This window comes from Streptomyces sp. Act143, assembly GCF_003143935.1.
Classification (GTDB): Bacteria; Actinomycetota; Actinomycetes; order Streptomycetales; family Streptomycetaceae; genus Streptomyces.
Genome location: NZ_QFRX01000001.1, coordinates 9,083,403 through 9,109,901 on the forward strand (window position 1 = coordinate 9,083,403; position 26,499 = coordinate 9,109,901).

23 protein-coding genes and 2 pseudogenes are annotated in these 26,499 nt (G+C 71.9%); 14 read left to right on the forward strand and 11 right to left on the reverse strand.

The genetic code is table 11. The annotated features are described in order from the left end of the window. Positions 1–285: pseudogene (locus DI272_RS45785) on the reverse strand (hypothetical protein); the annotation flags it as partial. A gap of 401 nt (positions 286–686) precedes the next feature. Between DI272_RS45785 and DI272_RS41535 the strand changes: the two are divergent. Next, positions 687–1,124 (forward strand): DUF4442 domain-containing protein, encoded by a 438-nt coding sequence (locus tag DI272_RS41535; RefSeq protein ID WP_109500312.1) that lies wholly within the window; start codon positions 687–689, stop codon positions 1,122–1,124. 27 nt (positions 1,125–1,151) lie between these two features. Here DI272_RS41535 and galU read toward each other — a convergent pair whose 3' ends face one another. Beyond that, positions 1,152–2,111: a UTP--glucose-1-phosphate uridylyltransferase GalU gene (galU, locus tag DI272_RS41540; RefSeq protein ID WP_258314824.1), complete on the reverse strand. Its 960-nt coding sequence runs from the start codon at positions 2,109–2,111 to the stop codon at positions 1,152–1,154. Between the two features lie 391 nt (positions 2,112–2,502). On the opposite strand from galU, the gene DI272_RS41545 reads away from it, so the two are divergent. From DI272_RS41545 to DI272_RS41555, 3 genes are all read left to right on the forward strand, one after another. Continuing rightward, a complete protein-coding gene (locus DI272_RS41545; protein WP_258314825.1) occupies positions 2,503–4,374 on the forward strand; it encodes a ricin-type beta-trefoil lectin domain protein in 1,872 nt (623 codons plus the stop codon). Positions 4,375–4,531: 157 nt separating this feature from the next. Further along, positions 4,532–6,997, forward strand: a complete 2,466-nt coding sequence (locus tag DI272_RS41550) for a beta-glucosidase (protein WP_109500315.1) — start codon at positions 4,532–4,534, stop codon at positions 6,995–6,997. Positions 6,998–7,139: 142 nt separating this feature from the next. Continuing rightward, a complete protein-coding gene (locus DI272_RS41555; protein WP_109500316.1) occupies positions 7,140–7,790 on the forward strand; it encodes a DedA family protein in 651 nt (216 codons plus the stop codon). Between the two features lie 3 nt (positions 7,791–7,793). On the opposite strand, the gene DI272_RS41560 is transcribed toward DI272_RS41555, so the two are convergent. After that, a complete protein-coding gene (locus DI272_RS41560; protein WP_109500317.1) occupies positions 7,794–8,327 on the reverse strand; it encodes a gamma carbonic anhydrase family protein in 534 nt (177 codons plus the stop codon). Positions 8,328–8,491: 164 nt separating this feature from the next. Here DI272_RS41560 and DI272_RS41565 point away from each other — a divergent pair, with 164 nt between their 5' ends. From DI272_RS41565 to DI272_RS41590, 5 genes are all read left to right on the forward strand, one after another. Next, the gene (locus tag DI272_RS41565) at positions 8,492–9,298 is read left to right on the forward strand and encodes a YhjD/YihY/BrkB family envelope integrity protein (protein ID WP_109500318.1); all 807 of its coding nucleotides are present in this window, start codon (positions 8,492–8,494) and stop codon (positions 9,296–9,298) included. Between the two features lie 382 nt (positions 9,299–9,680). Further along, entirely contained in the window at positions 9,681–11,021 is a 1,341-nt protein-coding gene (locus DI272_RS41570; protein WP_109500319.1) for a diacylglycerol kinase family protein, read from the forward strand. 324 nt (positions 11,022–11,345) lie between these two features. Beyond that, the gene (locus DI272_RS41580) at positions 11,346–11,555 is read left to right on the forward strand and encodes a hypothetical protein (RefSeq protein WP_146238425.1); all 210 of its coding nucleotides are present in this window, start codon (positions 11,346–11,348) and stop codon (positions 11,553–11,555) included. A 67-nt stretch (positions 11,556–11,622) separates the two neighbouring features. Next, entirely contained in the window at positions 11,623–11,898 is a 276-nt protein-coding gene (locus tag DI272_RS41585) for a hypothetical protein (RefSeq protein WP_109500321.1), read from the forward strand. A 204-nt stretch (positions 11,899–12,102) separates the two neighbouring features. Further along, entirely contained in the window at positions 12,103–12,516 is a 414-nt protein-coding gene (locus tag DI272_RS41590) for a LuxR C-terminal-related transcriptional regulator (RefSeq protein ID WP_181387475.1), read from the forward strand. Positions 12,517–12,538: 22 nt separating this feature from the next. On the opposite strand, the gene DI272_RS41595 is transcribed toward DI272_RS41590, so the two are convergent. From DI272_RS41595 to DI272_RS41605, 3 genes are all read right to left on the reverse strand, one after another. Next, positions 12,539–14,962 carry a LuxR C-terminal-related transcriptional regulator gene (locus DI272_RS41595; protein ID WP_109500323.1) on the reverse strand — a complete coding sequence of 808 codons (2,424 nt, stop codon included), beginning with the start codon at positions 14,960–14,962 and terminating at the stop codon, positions 12,539–12,541. A 119-nt stretch (positions 14,963–15,081) separates the two neighbouring features. Then, positions 15,082–15,561, reverse strand: coding sequence for a DUF1269 domain-containing protein (locus DI272_RS41600; protein WP_109500324.1), 480 nt, complete (start codon positions 15,559–15,561; stop codon positions 15,082–15,084). After that, positions 15,561–16,133 (reverse strand): DUF1269 domain-containing protein, encoded by a 573-nt coding sequence (locus DI272_RS41605; protein WP_258314826.1) that lies wholly within the window; start codon positions 16,131–16,133, stop codon positions 15,561–15,563. The genes DI272_RS41600 and DI272_RS41605 overlap by 1 nt, the downstream gene beginning before the upstream one ends. 102 nt (positions 16,134–16,235) lie before the next feature. Here DI272_RS41605 and DI272_RS41610 point away from each other — a divergent pair, with 102 nt between their 5' ends. Continuing rightward, on the forward strand, positions 16,236–17,657 hold the full coding sequence (locus DI272_RS41610) for a hypothetical protein (protein WP_181387476.1): 1,422 nt from the start codon (positions 16,236–16,238) through the stop codon (positions 17,655–17,657). Between the two features lie 26 nt (positions 17,658–17,683). After that, positions 17,684–20,374, forward strand: coding sequence for a glucosidase (locus DI272_RS41615; protein WP_109500325.1), 2,691 nt, complete (start codon positions 17,684–17,686; stop codon positions 20,372–20,374). A 218-nt stretch (positions 20,375–20,592) separates the two neighbouring features. Here the strand turns inward: DI272_RS41615 and DI272_RS46345 are convergent. Together DI272_RS46345 and DI272_RS41625 are read right to left on the reverse strand one after the other, a co-directional pair. After that, positions 20,593–20,895: pseudogene (locus DI272_RS46345) on the reverse strand (polyphosphate kinase 2 family protein); the annotation flags it as partial. Positions 20,896–20,915: 20 nt separating this feature from the next. Beyond that, complete coding sequence (locus DI272_RS41625; RefSeq protein ID WP_109500326.1) at positions 20,916–21,335, reverse strand: hypothetical protein; 420 nt, start codon at positions 21,333–21,335, stop codon at positions 20,916–20,918. 208 nt (positions 21,336–21,543) lie between these two features. Here DI272_RS41625 and DI272_RS41630 point away from each other — a divergent pair, with 208 nt between their 5' ends. Further along, positions 21,544–22,962, forward strand: coding sequence for an MFS transporter (locus DI272_RS41630; RefSeq protein WP_109500327.1), 1,419 nt, complete (start codon positions 21,544–21,546; stop codon positions 22,960–22,962). A gap of 88 nt (positions 22,963–23,050) precedes the next feature. Here the strand turns inward: DI272_RS41630 and DI272_RS41635 are convergent, their stop codons facing one another. Further along, on the reverse strand, positions 23,051–23,506 hold the full coding sequence (locus DI272_RS41635; protein ID WP_109500328.1) for an RDD family protein: 456 nt from the start codon (positions 23,504–23,506) through the stop codon (positions 23,051–23,053). Positions 23,507–23,513: 7 nt separating this feature from the next. After that, the gene (locus tag DI272_RS41640) at positions 23,514–24,029 is read right to left on the reverse strand and encodes a hypothetical protein (protein WP_258314827.1); all 516 of its coding nucleotides are present in this window, start codon (positions 24,027–24,029) and stop codon (positions 23,514–23,516) included. Between the two features lie 153 nt (positions 24,030–24,182). On the opposite strand from DI272_RS41640, the gene DI272_RS41645 reads away from it, so the two are divergent. Beyond that, positions 24,183–24,938 carry an acyltransferase gene (locus tag DI272_RS41645; protein WP_258314828.1) on the forward strand — a complete coding sequence of 252 codons (756 nt, stop codon included), beginning with the start codon at positions 24,183–24,185 and terminating at the stop codon, positions 24,936–24,938. A 9-nt stretch (positions 24,939–24,947) separates the two neighbouring features. On the opposite strand, the gene DI272_RS41650 is transcribed toward DI272_RS41645, so the two are convergent. Beyond that, the gene (locus tag DI272_RS41650; protein ID WP_109500331.1) at positions 24,948–25,805 is read right to left on the reverse strand and encodes a DMT family transporter; all 858 of its coding nucleotides are present in this window, start codon (positions 25,803–25,805) and stop codon (positions 24,948–24,950) included. A gap of 93 nt (positions 25,806–25,898) precedes the next feature. Between DI272_RS41650 and DI272_RS41655 the strand changes: the two genes are divergently transcribed. Next, the gene (locus DI272_RS41655; protein ID WP_109500332.1) at positions 25,899–26,471 is read left to right on the forward strand and encodes a helix-turn-helix domain-containing protein; all 573 of its coding nucleotides are present in this window, start codon (positions 25,899–25,901) and stop codon (positions 26,469–26,471) included. The last annotated feature ends 28 nt before the right edge of the window (positions 26,472–26,499 follow it).

The following is a 26,499-nucleotide window of genomic DNA, read 5'->3' on the forward strand; positions in this document are numbered from 1 at the left end:
CAGGAACCCGGTGACGCCGGCGGCCACGACGACCGCGAGGGCCGCGACGATCGCGGTCACCTTCGTGCGGTTGCCGCCGCCCCCGCCGCCGCCCTGCGCGGGTTGCGGAAGGCCCGGCGTGTCCCACTGCGTCGGCGGCTGCGGCGGCTGCTGTGCGTAGGGGTTGGGCTGCTGATAGCCGGGCTGCTGGTACGGGTTGGGTTGCTGGTACCCCGGCTGCTGGTAGGGGTTGTTCTGGTCCTGCGGGTTCTGCTCGCCCCCGGGCGGCTGCTGTCCTGGCCACATGGGAGGCCACCTTAGTGGCGCCTGTGCATCGGTTCGGTCACCGACCCTTGTCAGGGACGTAGCAAGAGACGTAACAAGTGGAACGGTCCCGGTCAGGAGTCCGTCGGTGTGAACACCCGTACCGTGCTCGGGATCTTCTCGGCCGTGGCCTGCGGAACCTCGTCCTCCACGCCCTTGGCGCCGACGACCGACCAGGAGGTGAAGCCGCCGGCGGAGTTCGTGAACGCGCATGGGGGCAGGAGAGCGCCGGCCGGGGGACGACACCGATCCGCAGCACCACGCGAACCCCTACCGGCAGCCGGGATACCAGCAGCCGGAACGCATGGATACGACGATCACCACGCGGCTCTGGTCAGTGGTGGCTACTCGTGGGTAACATGCCCGGCATGAGCGCAGACCAGATGTCCATCGGCGAGATGCTTGCCGCCACGGTGCCCATGGCCCGGACCCTGAACCTCGAGTTCCTGGAGACCACGCCGGAGAAGGCCGTGGTCGCCCTGCCGGACCGGAGCGACTTCCACAACCACGTGGGCGGGCCGCACGCCGGGGCGATGTTCACGCTCGGTGAGTCCGCCAGCGGCGCGATCGTGCTGGCCGCGTTCGGGGACCAGCTCTCGCGCGCCGTGCCGCTCGCCGTCAGTGCCGAGATCGCCTACAAGAAGCTGGCGATGGGCGCCGTGACCGCCACCGCGACCCTCGGGCGGCCCGCCGCCGAGGTCGTCGCCGAGCTGGACGCGGGGCAGCGCCCCGAGTTTCCCGTGTCGATCGAGATCCGGCGCGGCGACGGGGCGGTGACCGGCGAGATGACCGTTCTGTGGACACTGCGTCCCAACGGCTGACGGTCGCTGCGGTCGTGCGTGATCCGGTCAGGCCGCGAGCGGGTGCCGGTCGGCCGTGTCTCCCTCGGCCGTCGCCACGAACTCCTTGAGCCAGGCCAGGAATTCGGGGCCCAGATCCGGGCGGTCGCAGGCCAGCCGGACCACCGTGCGCAGATAGTCCGCCTTGTCGCCGGTGTCGTAGCGCAGCCCGTCGAAGACGACCCCGTGCACCGTGCCGCCGGCGGCGAGTTCCTGGAGGGCGTCGGTCAGCTGGATCTCGCCGCCGCGGCCCGGCGGGATGCGCTCCAGGATGCCGAAGACCGCGGGGTCGAGAACATAGCGCCCGATGACCGCGTAGGTGCTCGGCGCATCCTGCCGCGACGGCTTCTCCACCAGGCCGGTGACGCGGACGACCCCTTCCTCCGCGGCGGGCGCGACGGCCGCGCAGCCGTAGAGGTGGATCTGCTCCGGCGGGACTTCCATCAGGGCCACGACCGTGCCGTCGTGGCGGTCGCGGACCTGGAGCATCCGGCTGAGCAGGGTTTCGCGGGGGTCGATGAGGTCGTCGCCGAGGAGCACGGCGAAGGGCTGGTCGCCGACGTGGCGGCGGGCGCACAGCACCGCGTGGCCGAGGCCGAGAGGTTCGCCCTGCCGGATGTGGTGGATGTTCGCGAGCCGTGCCGGGTCGCGAACGGCGTCGAGGCGGACCGTGTCGCCCTTGGCGGCGAGCGCCTGCTCCAGCTCGAAGGCGTGGTCGAAGTGGTCCTCGATGGCCCGCTTGTGCCGGCCGGTGATCATCAGCACGTCGTCGAGACCGGCGGCGGCCGCCTCCTCGACGACGTACTGGATGGCCGGCTTGTCGACGACCGGCAGCATCTCCTTGGGTGTCGCCTTCGTGGCGGGCAGGAAGCGGGTGCCGAGCCCGGCGGCCGGTACGACCGCCTTGCGCACGGTGCGGGCCGGGGCGGGCGCGGCGGGGGATGCGGACGTGTGGTGGGGGGCGGTCATGCCGCTCATGCTGGCCGACGGGGATGAGAGCTTCCCGGGAGCAGCATGGGAGCGGCCTGTGCGTTCGGCGGGGACGGCGGGGGACGGCATGGCCCGGTGCGAAGGTTGAAGATTTCGTGCGCCAACCACCCTCGCCCGCACACAACTTGGCACCTCTCGGTTCGTGATATCGAATGCGGGCGCGGATACCGCCGGTAACTTATCTGAATGCTCGGTGTTTTGAACTTCGGTCACTCGAACTTCTTGTTCCCTGTGATTCGAATGTGCGAAAGTGAGCGCCCCCTGGTGACCGCCCAGTATCTGGCGCGGCATAGGTATGCACCAATCACGCACCTGCTTTTCCGACGTACGTGTTTCCCCGCGCGTCCGCGGCTTGGAAGGAAATGGTTCCGTGCAATCCCCTTACCCCCCACGACCCCCCTACCCGCCGCGGCCGGGAGTGAGCCCCGGAGAGTCCGACCGTAATCTCGTCGCGCAATTGGGCGGCGCCGACGGCGGCGCCCGCGCGGTCGCCCTGCTGCTGGCCCGGCATTGGCGGGCGACATATGACTACGCGGTCATCTGCCTGGCCTCGTCTTCCCGGTCGGCCGAGCTCGTGGCCGCCGCGGCGTTCCACCGGATGCTCGGCCGCGCGAACGGCGGTGCCGTACGTCCGCAACTTCTCGCCGCCGTGCGGGAGACGGTGAAGGACTGGGCCGCCGAGGACCGTATTTCCGCCGCTCTGCCGGAATTGGGCAAACCGACCGGAGGGCGCGGTCTGCGGGCGGCGCGCGGGGTCACTGCCGAAAGGCGCCGACTCGCCGAGCGCGCATTCCAGTCCCTTCCCGGAGCCTCCCAATGCCTGTTGTGGCACATCGAGGTCGAGGCCGAGCCCATATCCGTACCGGCCGGTCTGCTGGGCGTGGACATCGGCCGTGCGGCGGACGCGCTGGCACAGGCCCGCGAACAATTCCGGCAGGGCTGCGTCCGGGCCCACCGGGAACTCGCGCCGGGCAAGGAATGCCGCTTCCACAACCGCCTCCTCGACGTCCCCATCCGCCGTGGCGGCGCCCTTCTGCCGGATGTCCATCAGCATCTGATGGCGTGCCGCTACTGCCGGCACGCCGCCGAGCAACTGAGCCATTTCGACGGCGGCCTGGAGACCCTGCTCGCCGAGGCCGTGCTCGGCTGGGGCGCCCGGCGCTACCTCGACTCCCGCCCCGGCCGCGGCGGTTCCGTCCAGTCACCGGGCCCCCGTGCGCGCGGGGGCCGGCACCGCCCCGCACCGGCCCGCCGACGCATCGCCCCGCGGCGGCAAGCGAAGGCGGTCGCCGTGGTCGGTCTGGCCTCCCTCGCCCTGCTCGTGACCGTGCTCGCCGCCCGCGGCTGGTCCAGTGACAACGGTGTCCCCGAGCCGACCGTCACCTGGGGCGCCCCCAGCGGCCACGACACCACCCCCTCGGTCCGGCCGGCCCCCGCGAGCTCCCCGTCGGCCGCCTCGGCGACCGACCCCGTGCAGACCGGGCAGGGCAGGCTCCGCAGCCTGCGCGCCGGGCTCTGCCTCGACCTGCACGGGAACACCGCCGCGGACGGTGTCGCCGCGGTCCTCGCGGCCTGCTCGACGGCCGCCTCGCAGCAGTGGTCGTACCAGGACGACGGCCTGCTGCGCAGCCTCGCCGACCCCACGCTCTGCCTCGCCTCCGAACCCGGCGAGGGGCCGGTGGTCCTGGCCGGCTGCCTGGTGCATGCCGGAGAGGTGCAGTACGACCTCACGGCCCGTGGCGAGATCCTGCTGCGCTGGCACAAGGACCTCGCCCTGGCGCCCGGCAAGGACAGGCGTGTCGTGGTGGTGGACCGGGACGGCTCCGAGCAGCAGGGGTGGGTGCTGGAGACGGTGGATTCCGCGGGTACGGGAGAGTCGCGGACGAAGAGCGGGACGCGACAGGAGGGCGGCGGGACGGCGGAACCGGAGGAGAAGGCGGAGTCTGCGAAGCCGGGGGAGCCGGGCGAGGAGGGAGGGCGGTTCCCCACCCTCCCCGCGCCGTCAGCCTCCGCCGGGGAGGAGGGCCGGCCCGACGAGCAGCCCCCGGAGCAGTACGCGCCGCGAGTGGCCCAGGTCGGCCACCACGATGACCCCTCGCCCGCGCCGGATCTCCCGGCTTCGTCCGACACGGATCTCCCGGCCTCGGCCGACCCGGCCCGTCCAGTGGCGGTCGATCTGCCCGCCGCGGTGTCCGACAAGCCCGCAGCCGTCGCCGCCGCCCCCGCATCCGTCGTCCGCTGAGCGGCAACGGGGCCGTCCCGCCGGGGCGGCCCCGCACTCCTCGCTCCCGGTTCCGTTTTTCCGCCGCGCCCAGGGCGTTTCTGACTGAGTGTCAAGTCCGGTCTGTCGCATAGTGCGTGCACATCGTCGTGCCCGCACACCGAAGGAGTGACGGCTCATGACCGACACCGTCTCCCGGCGATCCGCCCTGCGTCTGCTGGGCGGTGCGATCACCGTCGCCGCGGCGGCCACCGGCGGACTCACACCCCCCGCCCACGCCCTGGACAGACCCGACCGCGGCGCGGGCCCCCGCGTCGAAGGCATCCTCGCCCGGCTCACCCTCGACGAGAAGATCAGCCTCTTGCACGGCGCGACCGACCCCGCCTCCCTCGGTCAGGCGGGCTATGTCCCGGGCGTCGCACGTCTCGGCATCCCCGCGCTGCGACTCGCCGACGGCCCCGCCGGTGTGCGCGTCGCCAAGCAGGCCACCGCCCTGCCCGCTCCCGTGCTGCTCGCGTCCGCCTTCGACCCGGAGCTGGCCCGCCGCTACGGCCGTGTCATCGGTCACGAGGGCCGGGCCCTGGGGCAGGACGTCCTGCTGTCGCCGATGGCCAACCTGATCCGCACGCCCTACGCGGGCCGCAACTTCGAGACCTTCAGCGAGGACCCGCTGCTCACCGCCGACCTGGTCGCGGCCGAGATCGAGGGCATCCAGGTCGAGGGGCTCGTCGCGACCGTCAAGCACTACGCGCTGAACAACCAGGAGAAGGACCGCATGTCGATCGACGTGCGCGTCGACGAACAGACCCTCCACGAGGTCGAACTGCGCGGTTTCGAGGCGGCCGTCGAGGTCGGCACCGGCGCGGTGATGGGGGCGTACAACAAGGTCAACGGCGTCCACGCGTGCGAGAGCAGCACGCTCCTCACCGGCATTCTGCGCGAACGCTGGGGTTTCGACGGCTGGGTGATGACCGACTGGTCCGCCGCCCACAGCACCCGCACGGCCCTCGCCGCGGGCCTCGACATGGAGATGCCGGACGACACCTACTTCGGCACGGCCCTGAAGACGGCCGTCGAGAACCGCAGCGTGCCCGAACACCACGTCGACCGGTCCGTGCGCCGGGTCCTGTCGGTCATGGACCGCTTCGGCCTCCTCGACGGCACCGCACCGGCCCGCCCCGAACGCGACCCGGAGGCGGGCGCGGCCGTCGCCCTGGAGGTCGCCAAGGCGGGCGCCACCCTGCTGCGCAACGAGCACGGCACCCTGCCCCTGTCCGACGGCACCGTCGCCGTCATCGGCCCGACCGGCGCCCTGCCCTTCGTCAGCGGCGGCGGCAGCGCCCATGTCGTGCCCGACCACGCCGACAGCCCCCTCGACGCCATCGAGGCACGCGCGGCGGCGGACGTGACGTACGCACTCGGCGAGGACCTGTACGGCAAGGCGATCCCCGCCGCCGCCTTCAGCCCCGCTCTCGACAGCGAGGGCCACCAGGTCGCGGCCGGTGAGGAATGGACGTACGACGGGACCCTCACCCTCGCCGACGCCGACGAGTGGACCCTCGTCCTCCACTGCACCGGCACGCCGCCGTCCCGCCCCACGGTGCTCCTCGACGGCGAGGACCTCTTCCCGGTGCAGCCCGGCTGGGCCGAGTACTCCGCGGGCGGCCTCGTCTCCGCCGCCCCCGACGGACTGGTCGTGCGCCGCAGGACGGTCCGACTGGCCGAGGGCGCGCACACGGTGCGGATCACCGCGCGGGGCGGCGACAGCGGGCAGACCTTCCGGTTGCGCCGGATCACCGGGGCCACCCGGGACGCGGACGTCGCCGAGGCGGTGGCGGCGGCGAAGGGGGCCCACCAGGTCGTGCTGTTCGCCCACGAGGACGCCACCGAGGGTCAGGACCGCACCACGATCGCCCTCCCCGGCCACCAGCAGCGGCTCATCGAGGCCGTCACGGCGGCCAACCCGCGCACGACCGTGGTCCTGAACACCTCGTCCGCCACCTCGATGCCCTGGCTGGAGCGGACAGGAGCCGTGCTCCAGATGTACTACTCGGGCCAGGAGGGCGCGGCCGCCACCGCCGCCGTGCTGTTCGGCGACACCGACCCCGGCGGCCGGCTCACCCAGTCGTTCCCGGCCGACGACGACCACCACCCGGTCGCCGGGGACCCGCGCCGCTATCCGGGCGTGGACGGCACCGAGGAGTACTCGGAAGGCATCCACATCGGCTACCGCTGGTACGACGCCGAGGGCGTGCGGCCGCTGTTCCCCTTCGGGCACGGGCTGTCGTACACGGCCTTCGCCTACGAGGACCTGACCGCGGACGCCACCGGGCGCGGCCTCTCGGTGCGCTTCACCGTCCGCAACACCGGCCTCCGGGAGGGGATCGCCGTGCCGCAGGTGTACCTGGGACCCTCCCCGCACCTGCGACTCGACCAGGCCGTCCGGGTGCTGGCCGGCTACCGCCGGCTCGCCCTGCGGCCGGGGGAGCACAGGCGGATCACCGTGCGCGTCGCCGTCCGCACCCTGTCCTCCTGGGACCCCGAGCGCCATGACTGGGTGCTCGGGACCGGGCGCCGGGACGTATGGGTCGGGGCGTCGGCGGGGGACCTGCGGCTGCGGACGCGGGTGCGGGTGATCGGGTAGCGGCCGACCGCTCGCGGACGGTCTACCGGGGCCGTGTGCAACCTCCGCGGCTCGGTCGCCGTCCCACTCAACGGGTAGGCTTTCCGGGGCGTCCGTTCGAGCGAGCGGACGCCCGGATCACAGGACTGGGGAGGAACCGGCGGTGCACGTCCAGGAATGGCTCGAGACCGTACCCGCGGTCAGCATCTACCTGCTGGTGGGCCTGGTCATCGGGCTGGAGAGCCTGGGCATCCCGCTGCCGGGCGAGATCATCCTCGTCTCCTCCGCGCTGCTCGCCTCCCAGCACGGCGACATCAACCCCGTCGTCCTCGGCGCCTGCGCCAGCGCGGGCGCGGTCATCGGCGACTCGATCGGGTACGCGATCGGGCGCAAGGGCGGACGGCCGCTGCTGGCCTGGCTCGGGAAGAAGTTCCCCCGGCACTTCAGCGAGGGGCACATCGCGACGGCCGAGCGGTCCTTCGAGAAGTGGGGCATGTGGGCCGTCTTCTTCGGCCGCTTCGTCGCCCTGCTGCGGATCTTCGCGGGGCCGCTGGCGGGTGTGCTGCGGATGCCGTACTGGAAGTTCCTGATCGCCAACGTGCTGGGCGGGATCATCTGGGCGGGCGGTACGACGGCCGTCATCTACTACGTGGGTGTCGTCGCGGAGTCGTGGCTGAAGCGGTTCTCGTGGCTGGGGCTGCTGGCGGCCGTGCTGATCGGGCTCACCTCGATGCTGGTGCTGAAGCGGAAGGCGAAGAAGGCGACGGCCGCGCACGAGGCGGCCGAGCCCGAGGTCGTCCCGGCCGCCGACTGAGGTTCACGGCGTCCCGTGCACCTCGCTGTGGGCCTTGGCGAGGTCCGCGTACAGCGTCCCGTTCAGGGTGACCCCCTCACGTTCCTCCTCCGTCAGCTCACGGCGGACCTTCGCGGGTACGCCCGCCACCAGCGACCCCGGCGGCACCTGCATCCCCTGCGGCACCAGCGCCTGCGCGGCCACCAGCGAACCCTCGCCGATCACCGCGCCGTTCAGGACCGTCGCGCCCATCCCGATCAGGCAGTCGTCGCCGACCGTCGCCCCGTGCACCACCGCGTTGTGCCCCACCGACACCCGCTCGCCGATGCGCACCGGGAACCCGGGGTCGGCGTGCAGGGTGCAGTTGTCCTGGATGTTGCTCCGCGCGCCGACGGAGATGCTCTCGACGTCACCGCGGACGACCGCGCCGTACCAGACGCTCGCCCCTGCCGCGAGCGTCACGTCCCCGATCACCGACGCGTTGGGGGCCACGAAGGCATCGGTGTCGATCTTCGGTTCTCTGCCGCCGATGCCCGTGATCAGCGCCTTGTGCGTCATGGCCGTCGCTCTCCTCGTCCGTCCTCGCTCCTCCCCGCACCGTAGGCGATGCCGGGCGGGAGAGTGTCGGCGGGGCCGCGCCTCACCCGTCGGGGGCGAAGCCGGGAGGCCCGACCCGGCCGAGAGTGACGGACCGACGAGATGCCGGGGCCGGAGGGGGCGCGATGACCTCGTTCGTGGATCTCACCCGCCCCCTGGCGGGCCGTGTCGGCCGCCAACTGGTGGTCGTGGGCGTCCTGGACATGGCGACGCGGCTCGCGGCGCAGGCCTTCCTGACCGCACTGCCCATGCTGTTCGCGATCGCCTCCTTCTCGCCCGCCTTCGTGCGCGACGAACTCCGCAGAACGCTGCGTCTGCTGCTCGGCGCCGGGGGGCCGGTCCTCGGGCAGGTCGACGAGGTGTATGCGGGCGGCGGCCAGATGCGGGAGAGCTGGGGCCTGCTCGGGGTGCTCATGGCGCTCGTGTCCGCCACCGCCTTCAGCCGGGCGCTGCAACGGCTGTGCGAGCGCTCCTGGCATCTGCCCCGCTCCGGGCTGCGCAGCGTCGCCTGGCGCTGGGGCGCATGGCTCGTGGTCTGGGTCGGGGCGCTGATGTTCCAGGGCCTGACGCGCGACGGCTTCGGGGCGGGACCCGTGCTCGGGGTGCCGCTCCAGCTGACGGGCGCGTGTCTGCTGTGGTGGTGGACGCAGCACCTGCTGCTGGCCGGACGGGTGGGCTGGCTGCCGCTGCTGCCCGGCGCGCTGCTCACCGGCCTGGGGGTCGTCGTCTTCTCCAGCGCCTCCGAGCTGTGGCTGCCGCGTTCCCTGCGGCTGAGCGTCGAGCGCTACGGGCCGCTCGGTTCGGTCTTCACCCTGTTGTCCTGGCTGATCCTGTTCTTCGCGACGGTGGTGGTGGGGGTTGCGGTGGGGCAGGTACTGGCCCACGACGAACGGATCGGGCGGTATTTGGGGGTCGCGCCGCCTACGGAGTGAGAGGGGGGAGCGGGTGGTGGTCGGGGCGACCCGGCCCCGGTCCGGCGGATCTTCGCCTCGCCTCAGGCCGGGTCCGCCGTGCCCCGGCCGCCGCGGACCGCCTCGGTCAGAACCCGGTGAACCCCGCGTGGCTGTCCCGTGGTGCGGCCGAGCAGGCCGCCCGGCCGCGAGCCGCCCGCTCCTCAGGGGGGAGAGGGGAGTGCCTGGTTCCGGTCCGGCGACCTCACTGTGTCGGCGCTACCAGTGGTGGCCCGGCCGGCCTTCGGACCGGCTCCCGGGCCGTGTGAAGCACAGCCCCGGACGGGCGGCGGGACCGGTCCCGCCGCCCGGGTCGCCTGCGGGGGGTGATGTGGTCCGGTGGAGCGGGCCCGAAGGTGGTGCCATGGACCCCTCCACGCGGCAGCAGCGCAGGCTGGCACGCGCTTCGCTGGCGGCTGCCACGGCGTCGGTGATCGTCCTGGCCGTCTTCGCGGGACTGCGGACCTTCGCCCTGGCGGCTGCGGGAATTCTCGGCACGGCGGTCACCGCCGCGGCCGTCTGGTGGGCTCTCACCCGGCGCAGGGTTTCGCGAATGCTCGCCCTCCTTCTCGCTGTGGCCGCACCGGTGTGGATGGTGGTGGAGTACACCAGCGCGCATCTGGCCTGGGTCGTCGCACTGGCCGGGGCGCTGTGGGTGTTCGCGGCCGGCACCGGGCAGCGCGCCCTCTGGCTCGCCGGTGCGCCCGTCCCCATGGCCGAGCGGCCGGCACCGACGGTCCGACAGGCAGTGCTCATCATGAACCCGCGCTCGGGCGGCGGAAAGGTGGAGCGCTTCGGGCTGGTGGCGAAGGCCGAGGCCCTGGGCGCCCAGGTGCGGCTCCTGGAGGGGCCCGGTGAGACCGATGTGGCCGAAGTGGCGCGCAAGGCCGCGGCGGAGGGCGCCGACCTGCTCGGCGTCGCCGGCGGGGACGGCACCCAGGCGCTGGTCGCCGAGGTCGCCGCCGCGTTCGGCCTGCCCTTCCTGGTGATCCCGGCCGGTACCCGCAATCACTTCGCTCTCGATCTGGGCCTGGACCGCGACGATCCCGCCAAGGCCCTGGACGCGCTCCGGGACGGGGTCGAGATCCGGGTCGACCTCGGTCGCGCGGGCGGTCGCCCCTTCGTCAACAACGTGTCGTTCGGCGCCTATGCCGAGGTCGTGCAGAGCCCGGCGTACCGGGACGGCAAGACCCGCACCACCCTGGAACTGCTCCCGGACCTGCTTCTGGGCCACCAGGGGGCCCGGCTCACCGCCCAGGCGGGAGACACGGCCTTCATCGGTCCGCAGGCCCTGCTGGTCAGCAACAACCCCTACGGGACCGGGGACATCGCGGGTCTCGGACGCCGGTCGCGTCTGGACGGAGGAGAACTGGGCGCGGTGGGCGTCGAGGTCGCCAACGCCGTGCAGGCCGTCGGCCTGCTGCGCGGACGACGTGCCGCCGGGCTGACCCGGGCGACGGCGACGCAGGTGGTCGTCGGCGCCGACCGGCCCGAGATCCCGGTCGGCGTCGACGGCGAGGCGCTGACGATGCGCGTGCCCGTGCGCTGTGAGGTGCGGCCACGGGCGCTGCGGGTGCTGGTGCCGCGTCGGCGCCCGGGGATGCGCCCGTCCCGTCCCCGGCTCGACTGGCGCGAGATCGTCCGGTTGAGCCTGCCTTCGTCCCCGTCCCGTCCCCGTCCCCGGCACCGGGCGTCGAAGAGCTGAACAGCCCTGCATCGGTGCTCCGTGAACCTCGTGGGCCCGGGGTGGCCATAGGTGGCCGGCGACCAGATGATCAGGACGTCGAGGGCGATGATGATCACCGACCACAAGGGGTAGTACGGCGAGAAGAAGAAGTTCTGGATCGCGCTCAGTCCCGCTACGGCGATCCCGACGGTCCGTGCCCATGTCTTCCCGTTGAACAGGGTGAAGGCCGCCGCCAGGACGACGACGCCGGCGATGAGATGGGTCCGGCCCCAGAAGCTGACGTCGTAGTCGTAGGGGTAGTCGGGCACGTCGTCGTAGAAGTCGTCGTCCATGATCACGGCCGTGCCGACGACCACCTGGTACAGGCCGACGAGGAACAACATGCACACGGCGAACACGATCCCGCCGACCATCACCGGCCTGATCTGCGGCTGCGGTGTCGCCGTGCTGGGGCTGTTGTGCCGATGTCTGCTCCGCCATGTCGGGCATCTCCTCCGGGAAGACACGAGCATGGTGCGGCGGTCGCGGCCGGGGTTCACCCCGGACGGATGACTCCGGGGACCCGTCGATGAGGAGAATGGTGGGATACCCCGAACCGCGGCAGCGGAGGTGACCTCCCATGGGAACGGCAGACGAACAGCCGGGACCCGAGCGGGGTGAGGCACGCGCCGCCGGTGGTGACTTCGAGATCCGGATCAAGGGCCGTGTCGGTGAAGCCCTTCGGACGGCTTTCGCCGAACTGACGGTCACGGTCAACCCGCCGGAGACGATCCTGCACGGCGCCGGGCTCGATCAGGCGGCCCTGTACGGGATTCTGGACCGCATCCAGGCCCTCGGCCTGGAACTCGTCGAGGTACGGCGGCTGCCCCGCGGTGGCGGAGCGGGCGACCCCTGATTCCAGTAGACGTGCCTAGACAGTCTTCACCGACATTCTCCAGTGCCGGGTGGAATGGCCGTATCGGTCTTTGCCATACCTGTGCCCTGCTTGCACTGTTGGTAGGTACCGCCTACCGCGGAGGAGGTGAGGGACATGCCTGCGGTGCTGAGGAGCGAGGGGAGACAAGCGCAACGGGCCGTCCGGTCGGCGGACCCTCGGCGAGTGGCCCTGCTGCACGGGCAGTTGCGTGCCCTCGGCGGAGACGGGCCGGGTGCGGACAGGGTGGTGACGGCATGCCTCATGTGGGTCGCCGACACGCTCGTGGACATCGCGGCCGCCGTGGGCGACCCGCGCAGCGCGGGTGTGTTGGTGGACGAGGCGTCGGCCGTGCTGGCCGCCCTGGCTCGGGACGGTCGGGGGCGCCCGGATGCTGTGACACCGACCGCTTCTCTGACGGAGCGTGAACGCATGGTCTTGGTTCGGTTGCAGGACGACGTGCCGCTGCGGCAGATCGGCTCGGATCTCTTCATCTCGTTCAACACGGTGAAGAGCCACGCGCGGGCGCTGTACCGGAAACTCGGTGCCTCTTCGCGTACCGAGGCGCTGGAACGGGCGAGGGAACTACGGCTCCTCTGAAGCCGACGAGCCTGAACGAGGGTCACAGCAGCTCGAGTTCGCGAGCTCGCCGTACCGCGGCTGACCGCCGTGTGACGGCGAGCTTCCGGTAGACGCTCTTCAGATGCGTCTTGACCGTGTTCGCGGACAGGTAGAGCTCCGCTGCGATCTCCTCCGTCGTCATCAGCTGCGCCAGCCGCTGCAACACGTCGTGCTCCCGCGGGCTGAGGGCCTCGACGGGCGGGCGCGGCCGGTCGTCGCCCTCCCGGCAGCCCGTCACCTCGGCGGGGGCCCCGGTGCGTTGCAGCGGGACCGCACGGTCCCGGAACGCGTCGACCGAGGCGGCGCACGCCTGGCGGACCGACCGGCGGAGCCCCTCGGGCAGCCAGTCGGCGGTGTCGACGAGGGCGTCCACGGACCGGGGCGGCGGCGGTGCGCCGCTCTCCACCACGGTGACGAGCCTGGCCACGAGCGAGGCCATCCCGGCCACGAAGGGGTCGGGCACCGAGTGCAACGCGGCGTACGTCCGGGCCACTTCACCGCGAGCCCGGCCCGGCTCACGCCGATTCAGGCAACTCCACGCCCGGACGAGGTGCAGTGCGGCCAGCGACGGGTCCTCGGGCATCGAGGCCGGCAGCGGTGGCCGCTGGGCCTGCCCGGCGAACTCGTTCGCGGCCCGGGAGCGCCCGCGCACCGTCTCGAGGAGGGCCAGCTCGGCCAGGCAGCCCCGGCGCAGCACACTGTTCTCGGCCGCGCCGGCGGCCCCAGCGGCACCAGCGGCCTTCAGACCGGCAGTCAGGGAGGCTTCGGCCGCTTTGAGACTGCCCTCGCGCAGTTCGGCGCGACCGCGGAGGGAGAGCTGGAGCGCTCTCAGCTCGGGGTGTTCCACCAGCAGGGCGCGCGGCACCTGGGCGAAGAGCCGCTCGCCGTCCACGGTGGCCGCTCGCGTGGCCCGTGGATCACGGCACCGGTCCTTCGCCATGCGCACGACCGCGGCGCAGAGCCGGCAGCGCGCGATCCGGTCGGCCTCTTGACCGGGGAGTTCCCCGATCAGCCGGTCGGCGAGGTCGAGCGCCTGTGCGCTCGCGGGTTCCTCACCGCGATGCAGGGAGGCCGCCGCGGCGACCAGGGCGCGTTCGGGGCCGTACGGCTGCGAGCCGGTCTCGAGGAGGTCGGTGGGTGTCAGGCGCCCGAGTTCGCCCGGCAGCCGGGTGCTGGTGAGGCCGAGGACCTGGCCGATGGCCAGATGATGCACAACGAGACGACAGACGTGGTCCCAGTCGCCCGCGAGCAGTGCGTGCCGGACCGCCTCCGCGACCAGTCCGTGCTCACCCAGCCACGCGGCGGCCCGCCCGTGGAGGCCCGGGACCGTCCCGGGCGCCTCGTGCCGCAGCCGTACCCGCAGCACGTCGGCGAACATCCGGTGGCAGCGGTACCAGCCGTTCCCGGCCGACTGGAAGAACGAGTTCTGCCGGACGAGGGCAGGGAAGCGGTCCGCCGCGTCCTCGCCCGCGAGATCGACGGCCAACTCCACGTTGAGATGGTCCAGGATGCTGGTCCTGAGCAGGAGTCGGCGCGTCACCGGGTCCTGACCGTCCAGGATCTCCTCGACGAGATAGCTGACGACGGCCTCGTCGTCGCCCGTGAACTGCGTGACGAACTTCTCCGGGTGGGGGTGCTCCTCCATCGACATGGCGGCCAGACGCAGGCCCGCCGCCCAGCCGTCGGCCCGTTCACGCAGCGCGGTGACCAGCTGCTGGCGCATCTCGATGCCGTGCTGGGCCAGCAGCGTGGCCGTCTCCCGGTCGCTGAAGGCGAGGTCCGCGGTGCGCAGTTCGGTGAACTCCCCGGCCAGCCGGTGGCGGTGCAGATGCAGGGGCGGGTCCCGGCGGGAGAGCACGATCAGGCGCAGTACGAACGACGTGTGCCGGAGCAGCCCGGCGACCCCCTGGGCCACCGGCGAGCCGCTCTCCGGCTGGAAGTCGTCCAGTACCAGGACGACGGGTTCTTCGCGGCCGGCCAGGGCGGTGGTGAGCGCGGCGACCTGACGGGGCCACTCGGACGCGGGCGCCCGGGCGGCGATACCGTCCGCGGGCTCAGCGGCGAAGGGGACCGACCCGGGGGAATCCGACAGGGGCAGGTCCACGCCTGCCTCGCGCAGGGCCGCCCGTACCCGGGACCAGAACACCTCCGGCTGTTCCTCCGTGCCGTCGCAGGTGACCCAGGCCACCGGACCAGGTGCGCACCCGGTGTGCGCCCACTCCACGGCGACCGCCGACTTGCCCGCTCCCACGGGCCCCACGACCACGGTCAGCGGTCGCAGGACACCGCGGGAGATGCGGCTCGTCAGGCGGGGCCGGGGCACGAGCCATGGTGGCAGGGGAGGCACGCCGACCCTGATGGGCGGGGCGGCCGGCGGGGACGCGGTGCCGGCGTCCGACAACCGCCGCTGCGTCCACTCGTCCATCGCGCCACCTCGTCTCGAAGCCGGCTGGTGCACGTCAGACGAGTGTGGCCCCGGCCCTGAGGGAGGCGCATGGCGTGTGCCTCATCTCACCCGGGTGACTTTTGTTCAATGCCGGATGATCAGTGGAGGGCCGCGATCAGCTCCTCCTCCCGGTCCTTGGTCAGCGACGTGCGCAGCACGGTGGGGTCGAACGGGCGCAGCGCATCCCGCACCCGGTCGGGGGTGGAACGCCGTACGAGGGCGAACACCGCGGCCCGGCCCGGCTCCAGCGTGCCCGCGATCTCCTTGATGAACGCGTCGTTGATGCCGACGTCCGTGAGTTTCCCCGCGACCGCGCCGGTGGCCGCGCCCACAGCGGCACCGAACACCGGCATCAGGAAGATCAGCCCGAACAGCGACCCCCAGAGCGCGCCGCCGGCCGCACCCGCCCCGGTGGGGCTGAACGACTGCTTCACATGGATCTTGCCGTCCTGGGTGCGCCAGGCGAGCGCGGCGTCCTCCAGGTCCAGCAGCTCCTGCCTGGACAGCTGCTGCGACAGGCGCAGCACCGCTTCGGCCTTCTCCCTGTCGGAGAAGCCGAGTACGACGAGATCGGTCATCAGGACCTCCTGGTCTTGCGGCCGGACGTCCGGCCTCGATGGCTTTGTTCCTCGGCTTCGTCGAGCCGCGCCACAGCGGCGGAGAGCTCCGCGGCCACGGACTCCAGGACCTCCTCCGTGAGGAAGCCCTCCGCCACGGGCACGCCGCCGGCGTCTCGGATCGCCTCCCGCAGGCGCTTGGCCCACCGGTGCTCCAGCAGCACGCATCCCGCCGCGGTACCCGGGTCCGTCTGCTGCGCGAGGTCGCGGATCTCCTCCAGGGTGAGACCGAAGGCGTTCCCCTCGGACAGCGAGGGGAACGTCGCCTCGGCCTCCCGCAGCGTGTCGCTCGGGATACCGAGCAGTGCGGCCACGGTCGCGCCCATGCCCTCCGCCTGGTAGTCGGCGGTCACGAGGTCGCCCCCCGGCTCCTTGAGCACGAAGAGCAGGTCGAGCACCCGGATCTGACCGGTGGACTCCAGCACCGCGAGCTCGTCGACGATCCTTCCTTCGAACTTCGCGTCGGGCCCGAACTCGACCATCAGCAGTTGTACCGGCCCGATCCCGGACATGGCCGCTCCCTTCGACGTCATGGCACTCCATCCAGCCGCGCCCCGCACCGGCGCGCGTCACCCGCCGCAGGTGAGGGCGGGACAGGCCCCCGGAGCAACGGTGGGGGCGGAGGTGCGATGCCCATGGACCAGGACGAGGCGGCACAGGAGGAAGCGTCGGCCCGCGCCCCCGACGACAGCGAAGTACGCCGGCTGCGCGCCGAGGTCGACGAGCTGCGGGGCCGTATCGCCGGTGAGAAGCGGCGCCGGGCCAGGCTGCAGGCCGCCCGCGGTGTCGTCGCCGCGGTGCTCGTCGCGCTCGTCGCGCTGCTGACGGTGACCTCGGTCATCGGCGTGTGGGGTGCGCGGACGGCCCTGAAGACCGACCGCTGGACCGCGACCGTGGGGCCGCTGCCGGAGAACCCGGCCGTGAACGCGGCCGTCTCCACCTATCTGACGGACCAGATCTTCGACCGGCTCGACGTCGAGCAGCGGTTGTCCGAGGCGCTGCCCGACCGGGCGTCCTTCCTCGCCGCACCGGTCACCGGCGCGGTGCACGACTACATGAAGGACATGGTGTCGAAGCTGATCAGGACGGAGCAGTTCCAGGACCTGTGGCGGGCGACCAACGAGTCCGCGCACGGGCGGATCATCGACGTGCTGGAGAACCGCGACGAGAACGTCCGCGTCGAGGGCGACCGGGTCACGCTGAACCTGCTGCCGATGGTCAACAACCTGCTGGTCGCCCTGGAGGAGCGCCTGCCCACGCTGTTCGGCAAAGAGCTGGACCTGCCCACCCTGTCGTCCGGAGAGGTCCCGCCGGGGCTGCGCGACCGGGTCGAGAAGGCCCTGGGCGTCACGCTCCCCGAGGACTTCGCGCAGATACGGCTCTACGATCGCCAGGAGCTCGGCCGGCTCCAGGACGCCGTCGTCCTGTTCAAACACGCCCTGGTCGGCCTGCTGATCGGCACCGTCGTGCTGCTGTCCCTGGCTGTGTGGGTCTCCCCGAACCGCCGCCGGACCGTGCTCCAGTTCGGGCTGTGGCTCGTCGTCTTCGTGACGGTGCTGGCGAGCGTGCTGCGCGCCGTGCGGGACCAGATCCTCGGCCAGATCCCGGAAGGCGTCTACCGCGACGGCGTACGAGCGGCTCTGTGGACGGTGTTCACCACCCTGCGCGAGCGCGGCGACCAGCTCCTGTGGCTGGGTGTCGCCATCGCCCTGCTCGCCTGGCTCATCGGTCCGGGCCGGCTGCCCGTGGGCCTGCGCCACTACGGCGCCCAGGGCGCCCGGGCCACCGGCCGGTTCGCCGCGAACAGCGGCCGGCGCCTCTCCCAGGGGAACACGGTACGGCCGTGGATTCGGGACCACGCCGACGTCCTGCGCGTCACCGGGATCGCGATCGCCGCGCTCGTCGCGCTCCTGCTGTCCTCCTGGACGGGCCTGCTCGTCGCGGGCGTCGTCCTGGCGGCGTACGAACTCGCCGTCACGCTCCTCGCGCGCGCCGGCGCCTCACCCCCAGCAGGTGAGGCGCCCGACAGCGGCCCCGAACAGGCTGGCGCCGCCTGACATGCCTCGGGGCAGGGAGGAAGCGGATGAGCGCGCGGACGAGCGGTGAACGGATCGGTGCGACCGGCGACGAAAGCGGTCGGTGGCGACTGTGGGGACCGTATCTGAGCGAGCGTCAGTGGGGCACGGTCCGCGAGGACTACAGCGACGGGGGTGACGCGTGGTCGTACTTCCCCCACGACCACGCGCGCTCCCGCGCCTACCGCTGGGGCGAGGACGGCCTTGGCGGCCTCTGCGACGAGAAGCAGCGGCTGTGCCTGGCGCTCGCCCTGTGGAACGGCCGCGACCCGATCCTGAAGGAACGTGCCTTCGGACTCACCAACAGTGAGGGCAACCACGGCGAAGACGTCAAGGAGTACTACTTCTACCTCGACAGCACTCCCAGTCACTCGTACCTGAAGTACCTGTACAAGTACCCGCAGGCGGAGTTCCCGTACACCGATCTCGTGGCCGTCAACCGGGACCGGACACGGCAGGACCTGGAGTACGAACTCCTCGACACCGGCATCTTCGACGGCGACCGCTACTTCGACGTGACCGTGGAGTACGCCAAGGCGGCGGCCGACGACGTGCTGGCCCGTATCACCGTCGCCAACCGTGGCCCCGACGAGGCGACCCTGCACGTGTTGCCCACCCTGTGGTTCCGCAACACCTGGTCCTGGTCCGCAGGCGAAGAGAAGCCGCGGATGAGCGCCGTCGGCGGCCCGGGAGGCACGGCCGTCATCCGTGCCGAACACCCCGGACTCGGCAGCTACGACTGCCGGTTCGATGCCCAGGTGCCGCTGCTGTTCACCGAGAACGAGACGAACAACGAGCGGCTCTTCGGCGTGCCCAACGCCTCCCCGTACGTCAAGGACGGCATCGGCAGGTACGTCGTCGACGGCGACGACAACGCCGTGAACCCTCAACAGACGGGCACCAAGGCCGCCGCGCACTACGTCCTCACGGTCCCCCCGGGCGGCGCCGGGACCGTGCGCCTGCGCCTCGCGCCCTCGGGCTCCTCGCGCACGCTGTCCCGCGGCTTCGACACCGTGTTCAAGAACCGGATCGCCGAAACCGACGCCTTCTACGCGGAGCTGACCCCCGAGGGCGCCGGTGAGGACGAGGCCCGGGTCATGCGGCAGGCGCTCGCCGGGATGCTCTGGACCAAGCAGTACTACTGCTTCGACCTGGAGACCTGGCTCGGCGAACACGGCATGGACCCCTGGAGCCTGCCGCGCCACGGCATACGCAACCGCGAGTGGTTCCACATGGTCAGCGACGACATCGTCTCCATGCCGGACAAGTGGGAGTACCCCTGGTTCGCCGCCTGGGACCTGGCCTTCCACACCGTGGCTCTGTCGGTCGTCGACATCCGCTTCGCCAAGGAGCAGCTCGAACTCCTCCTGCAGGACTCGTACCTGCACCCCAACGGCCAGATCCCGGCGTACGAATGGAACTTCGCGGACGTCAACCCGCCGGTGCACGCCTGGGCCGCCTACTTCGTCTACACGGTCGAGGAGCGCATCACCGGCCACGCCGACCACGCCTTCCTCGAACGCGCCTTCCAGAAGCTCCTGACCAACTTCACCTGGTGGGTCAATCGCAAGGACCCCAGCGGCCGCAACGTCTTCCAGGGCGGCTTCCTCGGCCTCGACAACATCGGCGTCTTCGACCGCAGCGCCCCGCTGCCCACCGGCGGCAGCCTCGAACAGGCCGACGGCACCGCCTGGATGGCCCTGTACTGCCAGTCCATGCTCCAGATCGCCGTCGAACTCGTCGAGCACAACCCCGCCTACGAGGAACTCGTCCTGAAGTTCGTCGAGCACTACCTGTGGATCGCCGCCTCCATGGACCGCGTCGGCGACCTCGGTGACGAACTGTGGGACGAGGAGGACGGGTTCTACTACGACGTGCTGCGCCTGCCCGACGGACAGGCCGTACGGCTGAAGGTGCGCTCCCTGGTCGGCCTGCTCCCGCTGTGCGCGGCCACCGTGTTCCGCCCGGAGCAGCTGGCGAAGATCGCGGGCCTGGGGGAGCGGCTGCGCCGCTTCGCGAGCCGGCACCCCTCGCTCTCCGTGACGCTCGCCTCGGCGCAGGCCGGCACGGCGGGCGGGCCACGCCTGCTGTCCGTCGTCGACGAGAAGAAGCTGCTCAGGGTGCTGGGCCATCTGCTGTCCGAGGACGAGTTCCTCAGCCCGTACGGCATCAGGTCCCTCTCCCGCCACCACGCCGAACACCCTTACACCTTCTGGGTGCACGGCGAGGAGTACCGAGTCGGCTATCTCCCCGCCGAGTCGGACACCGGCATGTTCGGCGGCAACTCCAACTGGCGCGGACCCGTCTGGTTCCCCGTCAACGTGCTCGTCGTCCGGGCTCTGCTCAACCTGTACGGCTTCTACGGCGACGAGTTCACCGTCGAGTGCCCGACGGGCTCCGGCACCCGGATGACGCTGTTCGAGGTGGCCCGGGAGATCTCCGACCGGCTCGCCCGGCTCTTCCTGCGCGACGAGGACGGGCGTCGGCCCGTCTACGGTGGGCAGCGCACATTCCAGGACGACCCGTACTGGCGGGACCTGCTCTCCTTCCACGAGTACTTCCACGGCGACAACGGCGCCGGCATCGGCGCGGCCCACCAGACCGGCTGGACCGGCCTGGTCGCCGCCCTGATGACGGTCTTCGGCCGTCTCACCCCCGGCGACTTCCACGCCGTCCCCGCAAGGAGGACGAAGCGATGACCGGTGCGCTGCCCGCCCAGCCCGTGGACCACGAGGTGAACATCCGCGTCTGGCCCGAGGGGCGGGCCGGCGCCCTGCCGCAACGACGCGCTGCGCGTGGCCCTCACCGGAACAGTCCCGGACCTCGGCGAGGAGGAGATTCGCAGGGTCCCCCTACTGCGTCCGCCGCCGAGAACTTCCACTTGCGCTCTGCGACGTCGATCCGTTTGAGGAACCGGGTGCACCCGCACCGCCAGGACCTCCTCGCAGTGCGAGCGGTTGAAGATGCCGTTCTCGCCGCGCCGCGGCAGCCGGCGGGCACAGCGCCAGAGGTGGTCGTGGTCGAGTTCCTCGGTGGAGGGCACCCTGAAGTTCGCCACGTGGACGCCGGCGGCGGCTGGCTGCCGGGAACCGCCACGGGGTGCTGATACGCCTCCACTTCCTGGACGCCGGCGGCGTGGTCGGCAGGCAGCGCCACCCCGGTGCCGCACCCGTAGCGGATCGATGGACTTCGCGATCCGCTCGGCCCTTTTGTCCGTCATTTCCCGCTGCCCCAGGCCCGCTACGACTCCGAGTCCGGCTCCACCACGCACAGGCCCCAGATCACGAAGCCGTACAGCGCGATCAGGGTGAGCGACCAGAACGGGTAGTACGGGATGGAGAGGAAGTTGACGATGACCAGCAGCGCGGCGATGAGCACGCCCATGACCCGCGCCCACTTGGCGGTGGCCGCGAGGCCGATGCCCACGAGCACGGCGACCGCGCCGAGGACGAGATGGATCCAGCCCCAGCTGGTCAGGTCGAACTTGAACGTGTAGTTGCGAGTGGTGAGGAAGACCTCGTCGTCCGCGATGGCCATGATGCCGCGGAAGATGTCGAGGGTGCCGCACATGATGAGCATCACGCAGGCGAAAGCCGTCAGTCCGCCGGCCGCCGCCCGGACGCCCGCCGAGCGCTGGTGTTTTGATGTCGAGGTGGCCATGACAGGGCCTCCGTCTTCGGGGTGGCCGCGGTGTGCGGCCCTTCGCCCATGGTTCCTACTCCGGCACCCACGCCCCCGACGTCACCTCGCATGGGTGATGACGAATGATCAGGGGCCGCCGACCATGGCCGGGTTGCAGCACTCGGAGCCGCGCTCAGGAGCCACCGGGGTTCAGCAGGGCTCAGGAGCCGTAGCCCAGGAGATCGTCATGGCCGTACCCCCCGTCCCCACCTCCGGGGACCGCCCGGCACTGTCGCGGAGGACCGCTCGGCGGATCCTCGCCCCGCTGGCGCTGGCGCAGTTCATCTGCAGCTTCGCCGGCTCGAACATGAACGTGATGATCACTGACATCAGCGAGGACCTGGACACCAGCGTCCAAGGCGTGCAGACCGCGATCACGGTGTTCCTGCTCGTCATGGCCGCTCTGATGATCCCGGGCGGAAAACTGACCGACCGCTACGGCCGCAAACGCTGTCTGGTGACCGGCCTTGCCGTCTACGGCGTCGGCGCCCTGCTCAGCGCGGCCGCCCCCGGCCTGGGCGTGCTCATCCTCGGCAACTCGATCCTGGAGGGCGTCGGGACGGCGCTGCTCATCCCGCCCGTCTACATCCTCATCACGCTGCTCTTCACCGAAGTGACCTCCCGTGCCCGGGCGTTCGGTGCGGTCATGGCATTCGGCGGCATCGGCGCCGCCGCCGGACCGCTGATCGGCGGACTCATCACCTCGGCCCTCAGCTGGCGGGCGGCCTTCGTGTTCCAGGCGCTCGTGGTCGCGCTGATCATCGTGCTGTGCCGGCACGCCGAGGACCCGCTGCCCGCCGACCCGGCCCGCGTCCTCGACACCGGCGGGGCGGTCCTGTCGGCCGTCGGACTGATTCTTCTGGTGATGGGAATCCTGGCCACCGACGACAACGGCCGGCTTTCCGCCGCCCTGCTCCTGGCCGGCGGGCTGGTGCTGGCCTGGTTCTTCCGCCGGACGGTGGTTCAGGAACGCTCCGGCCGTGAACCGCTGCTCTCCTTGAGCCTGTTCCGCAACCGCGTCTCCAATCTGGCCCTGGTCACCCAGCATCTCCAGTGGCTGCTGCTGATGGGCGTCTCGTTCACGGTGGCCGCCTACCTTCAGGTCGTGCGCGACTACGACGCCATACGCACCGGAGTCGTCTTCACGGCCGCCACTCTCGGTCTGCTCGCCTCCTCGCTCGGCGCCGAACGGTTCGCGAAGCGGCGGGAGCAACGCACCCTCGTGATGGTGGGCTTCGCGGTGTCGGTCTGCGGCATCGGGGTGCTCGTCGGCATGGCGGACGGCACCACGAGCGCCTGGGCCTTCACCCCCGGCCTGCTGATGATCGGCCTGGGACTCGGGGTGATGCTGACGCCGTCGGTCAACGTGGTGCAGTCGAGCTTCGGGGAGGACCGGCAGGGGGAGATCTCCAGCCTGTCCCGCAGTGTGTCCAACCTGGGCTCGTCCGTCGGTACGGCGGTCGCCGGCACCATCCTGGTGGCGGACCCCGCCTTCGGCGCGTACGCCGCCGCGATGATCGTGCTCGGAGTCGTCGGACTCGGAGGACTGGGCACCGCCGCGCTGCTGCCGCGGGAGAGGGGCGCACCGGCGCGTACGCGGGGGTGACCGGTGCCGGTGCGGGACGGATGGACGGCCGGCGCCCCGCCGCCGGTGGCCGTCCGCTCCTGCAGGCGCGACGCTCGCCGATCGTCCGTCAGAAGCGGTGATAGTGAACCGAGGTGGCGGTCAGCGCGTCCTGGACCGACGCGTGCCGGCGGCTGAACGGGATCCAGAGCAGGCCCACGGGCAAGCCGATGCAGAGCACGGCCCGCAGCAGGGCGCGAAGGACGCCGAGCAGCCGCCCGTCGCGGGTGGTGACCCGCAGGCCCAGCAGCCAGAAGCCGAGGGTGCCGCCCGTCGAGGTCCAGGCGAAGGTCAGATAGAGCACGGCGACGGCCCAGCTGAGCACGCCCTTCAGCCAGGTGGAAAGCTCGGGGATGCGCAGCGGCGGCCCGGTGACGAGCAGCCGCAGACCGCCGAAGGCGAGTTGTGCGGCGAGGCCGATGCCCGCCACCGCGAGTGCGTCGACCGCGGCCGCGAGGCAGCGCGAGACGACCCCCGCCGGGTCACCCTGCGGCGGCACCGCCCCGCCCCGGTCCTCCCGCGTCACGGCGGGCTCACGACGCGGGCCCGTGACCGTCGGCCCGCGCCGGGTCCGCGCCGGGTCTGTGCAGCAGCCGGTCGGCGACCCGGTTGACCATCCGGTCGGCCCGCATGCTCCGCGACCGAAGCGCGTCGACGCTCTCCTCGGCGATTCCCCCGCTCGTGTCCCGCACGATCCGGCCCAGGTCGACCTCCTCCAGGACGGCCCTGGTGAGCGCGGCCAGATCGATACGGGCGAGCACGGCGTCGATGTCGACGCGCGCGACGACCGGAGCGGTGTCCAGCCGCTCGGCGACCCGGTCCACGTCCACGCGGTCGGCGACCCGGTCCACGTCCACGCGGTCGGCCACGCGGTTCACGTCGACCCGGTCGGCGACTCGGTTCACATCGATCCTGGCGGCCAGGTCGTCGAGGTCGAGGCGGTCCACGACGGCCGCCGTGAGCGTCCGGATCAGCCGGTCGGTGACGGCGCGGGCGGCCCCCAGAGTGCGGCACGCCACACGTCCCGCCAGGTCGAGGGGGTTCAGCATGCCGCACCAGGTCATTCCGTCACCGCACCACGGCGCCGGCAGGGCCGCCTCATCCGTCGCGGGTGAGGCGCGCGGGCGGAGTGCGTCCGGGTGGGGCGAAGATCACAAGCCCCCGACCTCATGCGGAGGCCGTCCGGTCAGTACCGTGAGCGGGTGCTGAAGCGCAAGAACACGTTCTCGTCCTGGCGGCGCCGCATGGCGCAGCGTGCCGTCCACGCGGGCTGGGCCTGGGTGCAGCGCACGGGTTCCGTGACCGCCGAGCAGCCGGGTCGCTTCCGCTTCGGCGCGATGGGAACGAGTACCAGACTCGCCTTCCCGCTCGGCACGGTCTTCGGCGAGCCGTGGATCCACCTCGGGTCCCACTGCATCGTCGGCGAGCAGGTGACCCTGACGGCCGGACTCATGCCCGACCTGGACCTCGGCCCCGACCCGATCCTGCGGATCGGGGACGGAGTGGTGCTCGGCCGGGGCAGCCATGTCATCGCCGACACGACCGTCACCATCGGCAGCGACTGCTACTTCGGACCGTACGTCTATGTGACGTCGACGAACCACTCGTACGACGATCCGCACGAGCCGATCGGCAAGCAGTGGCCGCGCATGGAGCCGGTCGAGATCGGGCCGGGGTGCTGGATCGGGACCGGTGCCGTGATCCTGCCGGGGGCCCGGATCGGGCGGAACGTGGTCGTCGCCGCGGGCGCGGTGGTGCGGGGTGTCGTGCCCGACCACGCGGTGGTGGCGGGGGCCCCGGCTCGGGTCGTGCGACGGTGGACGCCCGAGGAGGGCTGGCAGCCGCCGCTCCGGACGCCGGCACCGGTGCCGCTGCCCGAGGGGATCACCCCGGAGCAGCTGAACGCGCTGGCGGAACTGGACGAGGAGACCGCGGCGAGGCTCGCCGAGCTGGACTGAGCGGGCCGCTCAGCCGGTCGCCAGGAGCAGCGTGCCCACCAGGGCCAGGCCCGCGCCCGCCGCCTGGACCGCGTGCAGCCGTTCGCTGAGGAAGCCGCGGGCGGCCAGCGCGGTCACCACCGGGTAGAGCGAGGCGAGTACGGCGGCCACGGTGACGGGTCCGAGCTGGGCGGCGACCGCGTAGGTGCCGTTCGCCGCGACGTCGGCCAGGCCGATGAAGGCCAGGGCCGGCAGGGAGGCCCAGGGGAAGCCGGTCGGGGGGAGGGCCGGGTTGCCCCTGCGCACGGAGGTGTACAGGGCCGCGCCGCCCACCGCGACGTTCGTCACCCGCTGGACGAAGAGGGCGAGGAACAGGCCGGTCACCGTCGTCGACGCCTCCGCGATCAGCGCGAACACCATGCCGAAGCCGAGGGCCGCGACCAGGCTGAGGACGATCGCCTCACGCTGCACGGGAGCGCCCCTGAGCTGCGGACCGCCCGCGAGGACGACGCCGAGGACCGCGACCGCGATCCCCGCGAACTGGGTCGGGCCCGGGCGTTCGCCGAGGAAGAGACCCACCCCGACGGGGACCGCGACGCTGAGGGTGCCGAGCGGGGAGACGACGCCCATCGGGCCGAGCGCCAGCGCCTTGTAGAAGGAGATCATGGCGACCGGGCCGACGACGCCCGCGGCGAACGCGAACCACAGGCGCGGTCCCGCCTCGCTCCAGCCGCCCGTGGCGACCACGATCGCGCCGAGCACGGCCGTCGCGATCGCCTGTGAGACGACGACCACCGTGAGGGCGGGGGTACGCCGGGTCAGCAGTCCGCCGCCGAAGTCGGCGAGGCCCCACAGGAGGCTCGTGGCCAGGGCGAAGAGTGCTGTCACGGGGTGCCTCGCAGTACAGTTCGATGAACAATGCGGTTCACCCCACCGTAGTTCAACAACGTGCACGCTGTCATACAAAATATTGGACGTGAAGTGTCGGACCTCGACCTGCTGACCCAGTCCCTGGCGCGTAACGTCAAGCGCTGGCGGACCGAGCGCGGCTTCACCCTGGACGTGCTCGCCGCGCGTGCCGGGGTCAGCCGCGGCATGCTCATCCAGATCGAACAGGCCCGCACCAACCCGAGCATCGGCACGGTGGTGAAGATCGGTGACGCGCTCGGCGTCAGCGTCACCACCCTGCTCGACTACGAGCAGGGCCCCAAAGTGCGGGTCGTCCCGCCCGAGCAGGTGGTGCGCCTCTGGCACACCGACGCGGGCAGCTACAGCCGCCTGCTGGCGGGCACCGAGGCGCCCGGCCCGCTGGAGATGTGGGAGTGGAAGCTGATGCCCGGCGAGAGCAGCTCCTCCGACCCGCACCCGGTCGGCACCGTCGAGATCGGCCACGTCACCGCCGGGGAACTGACCCTCACGGTCGACGGGGCCGAGCACCGCGTCCCGGCCGGTTCCAGCGTCACGTTCGACGCCAACGCGGCCCACACCTACGGCAATCAGGGCACCGAACCGACGGTGTTCGTGCTGGCCATCTCGGTCCCGCCCGCCCCCTGAGACACCCGGCGGGGCACGGTCGTACGGC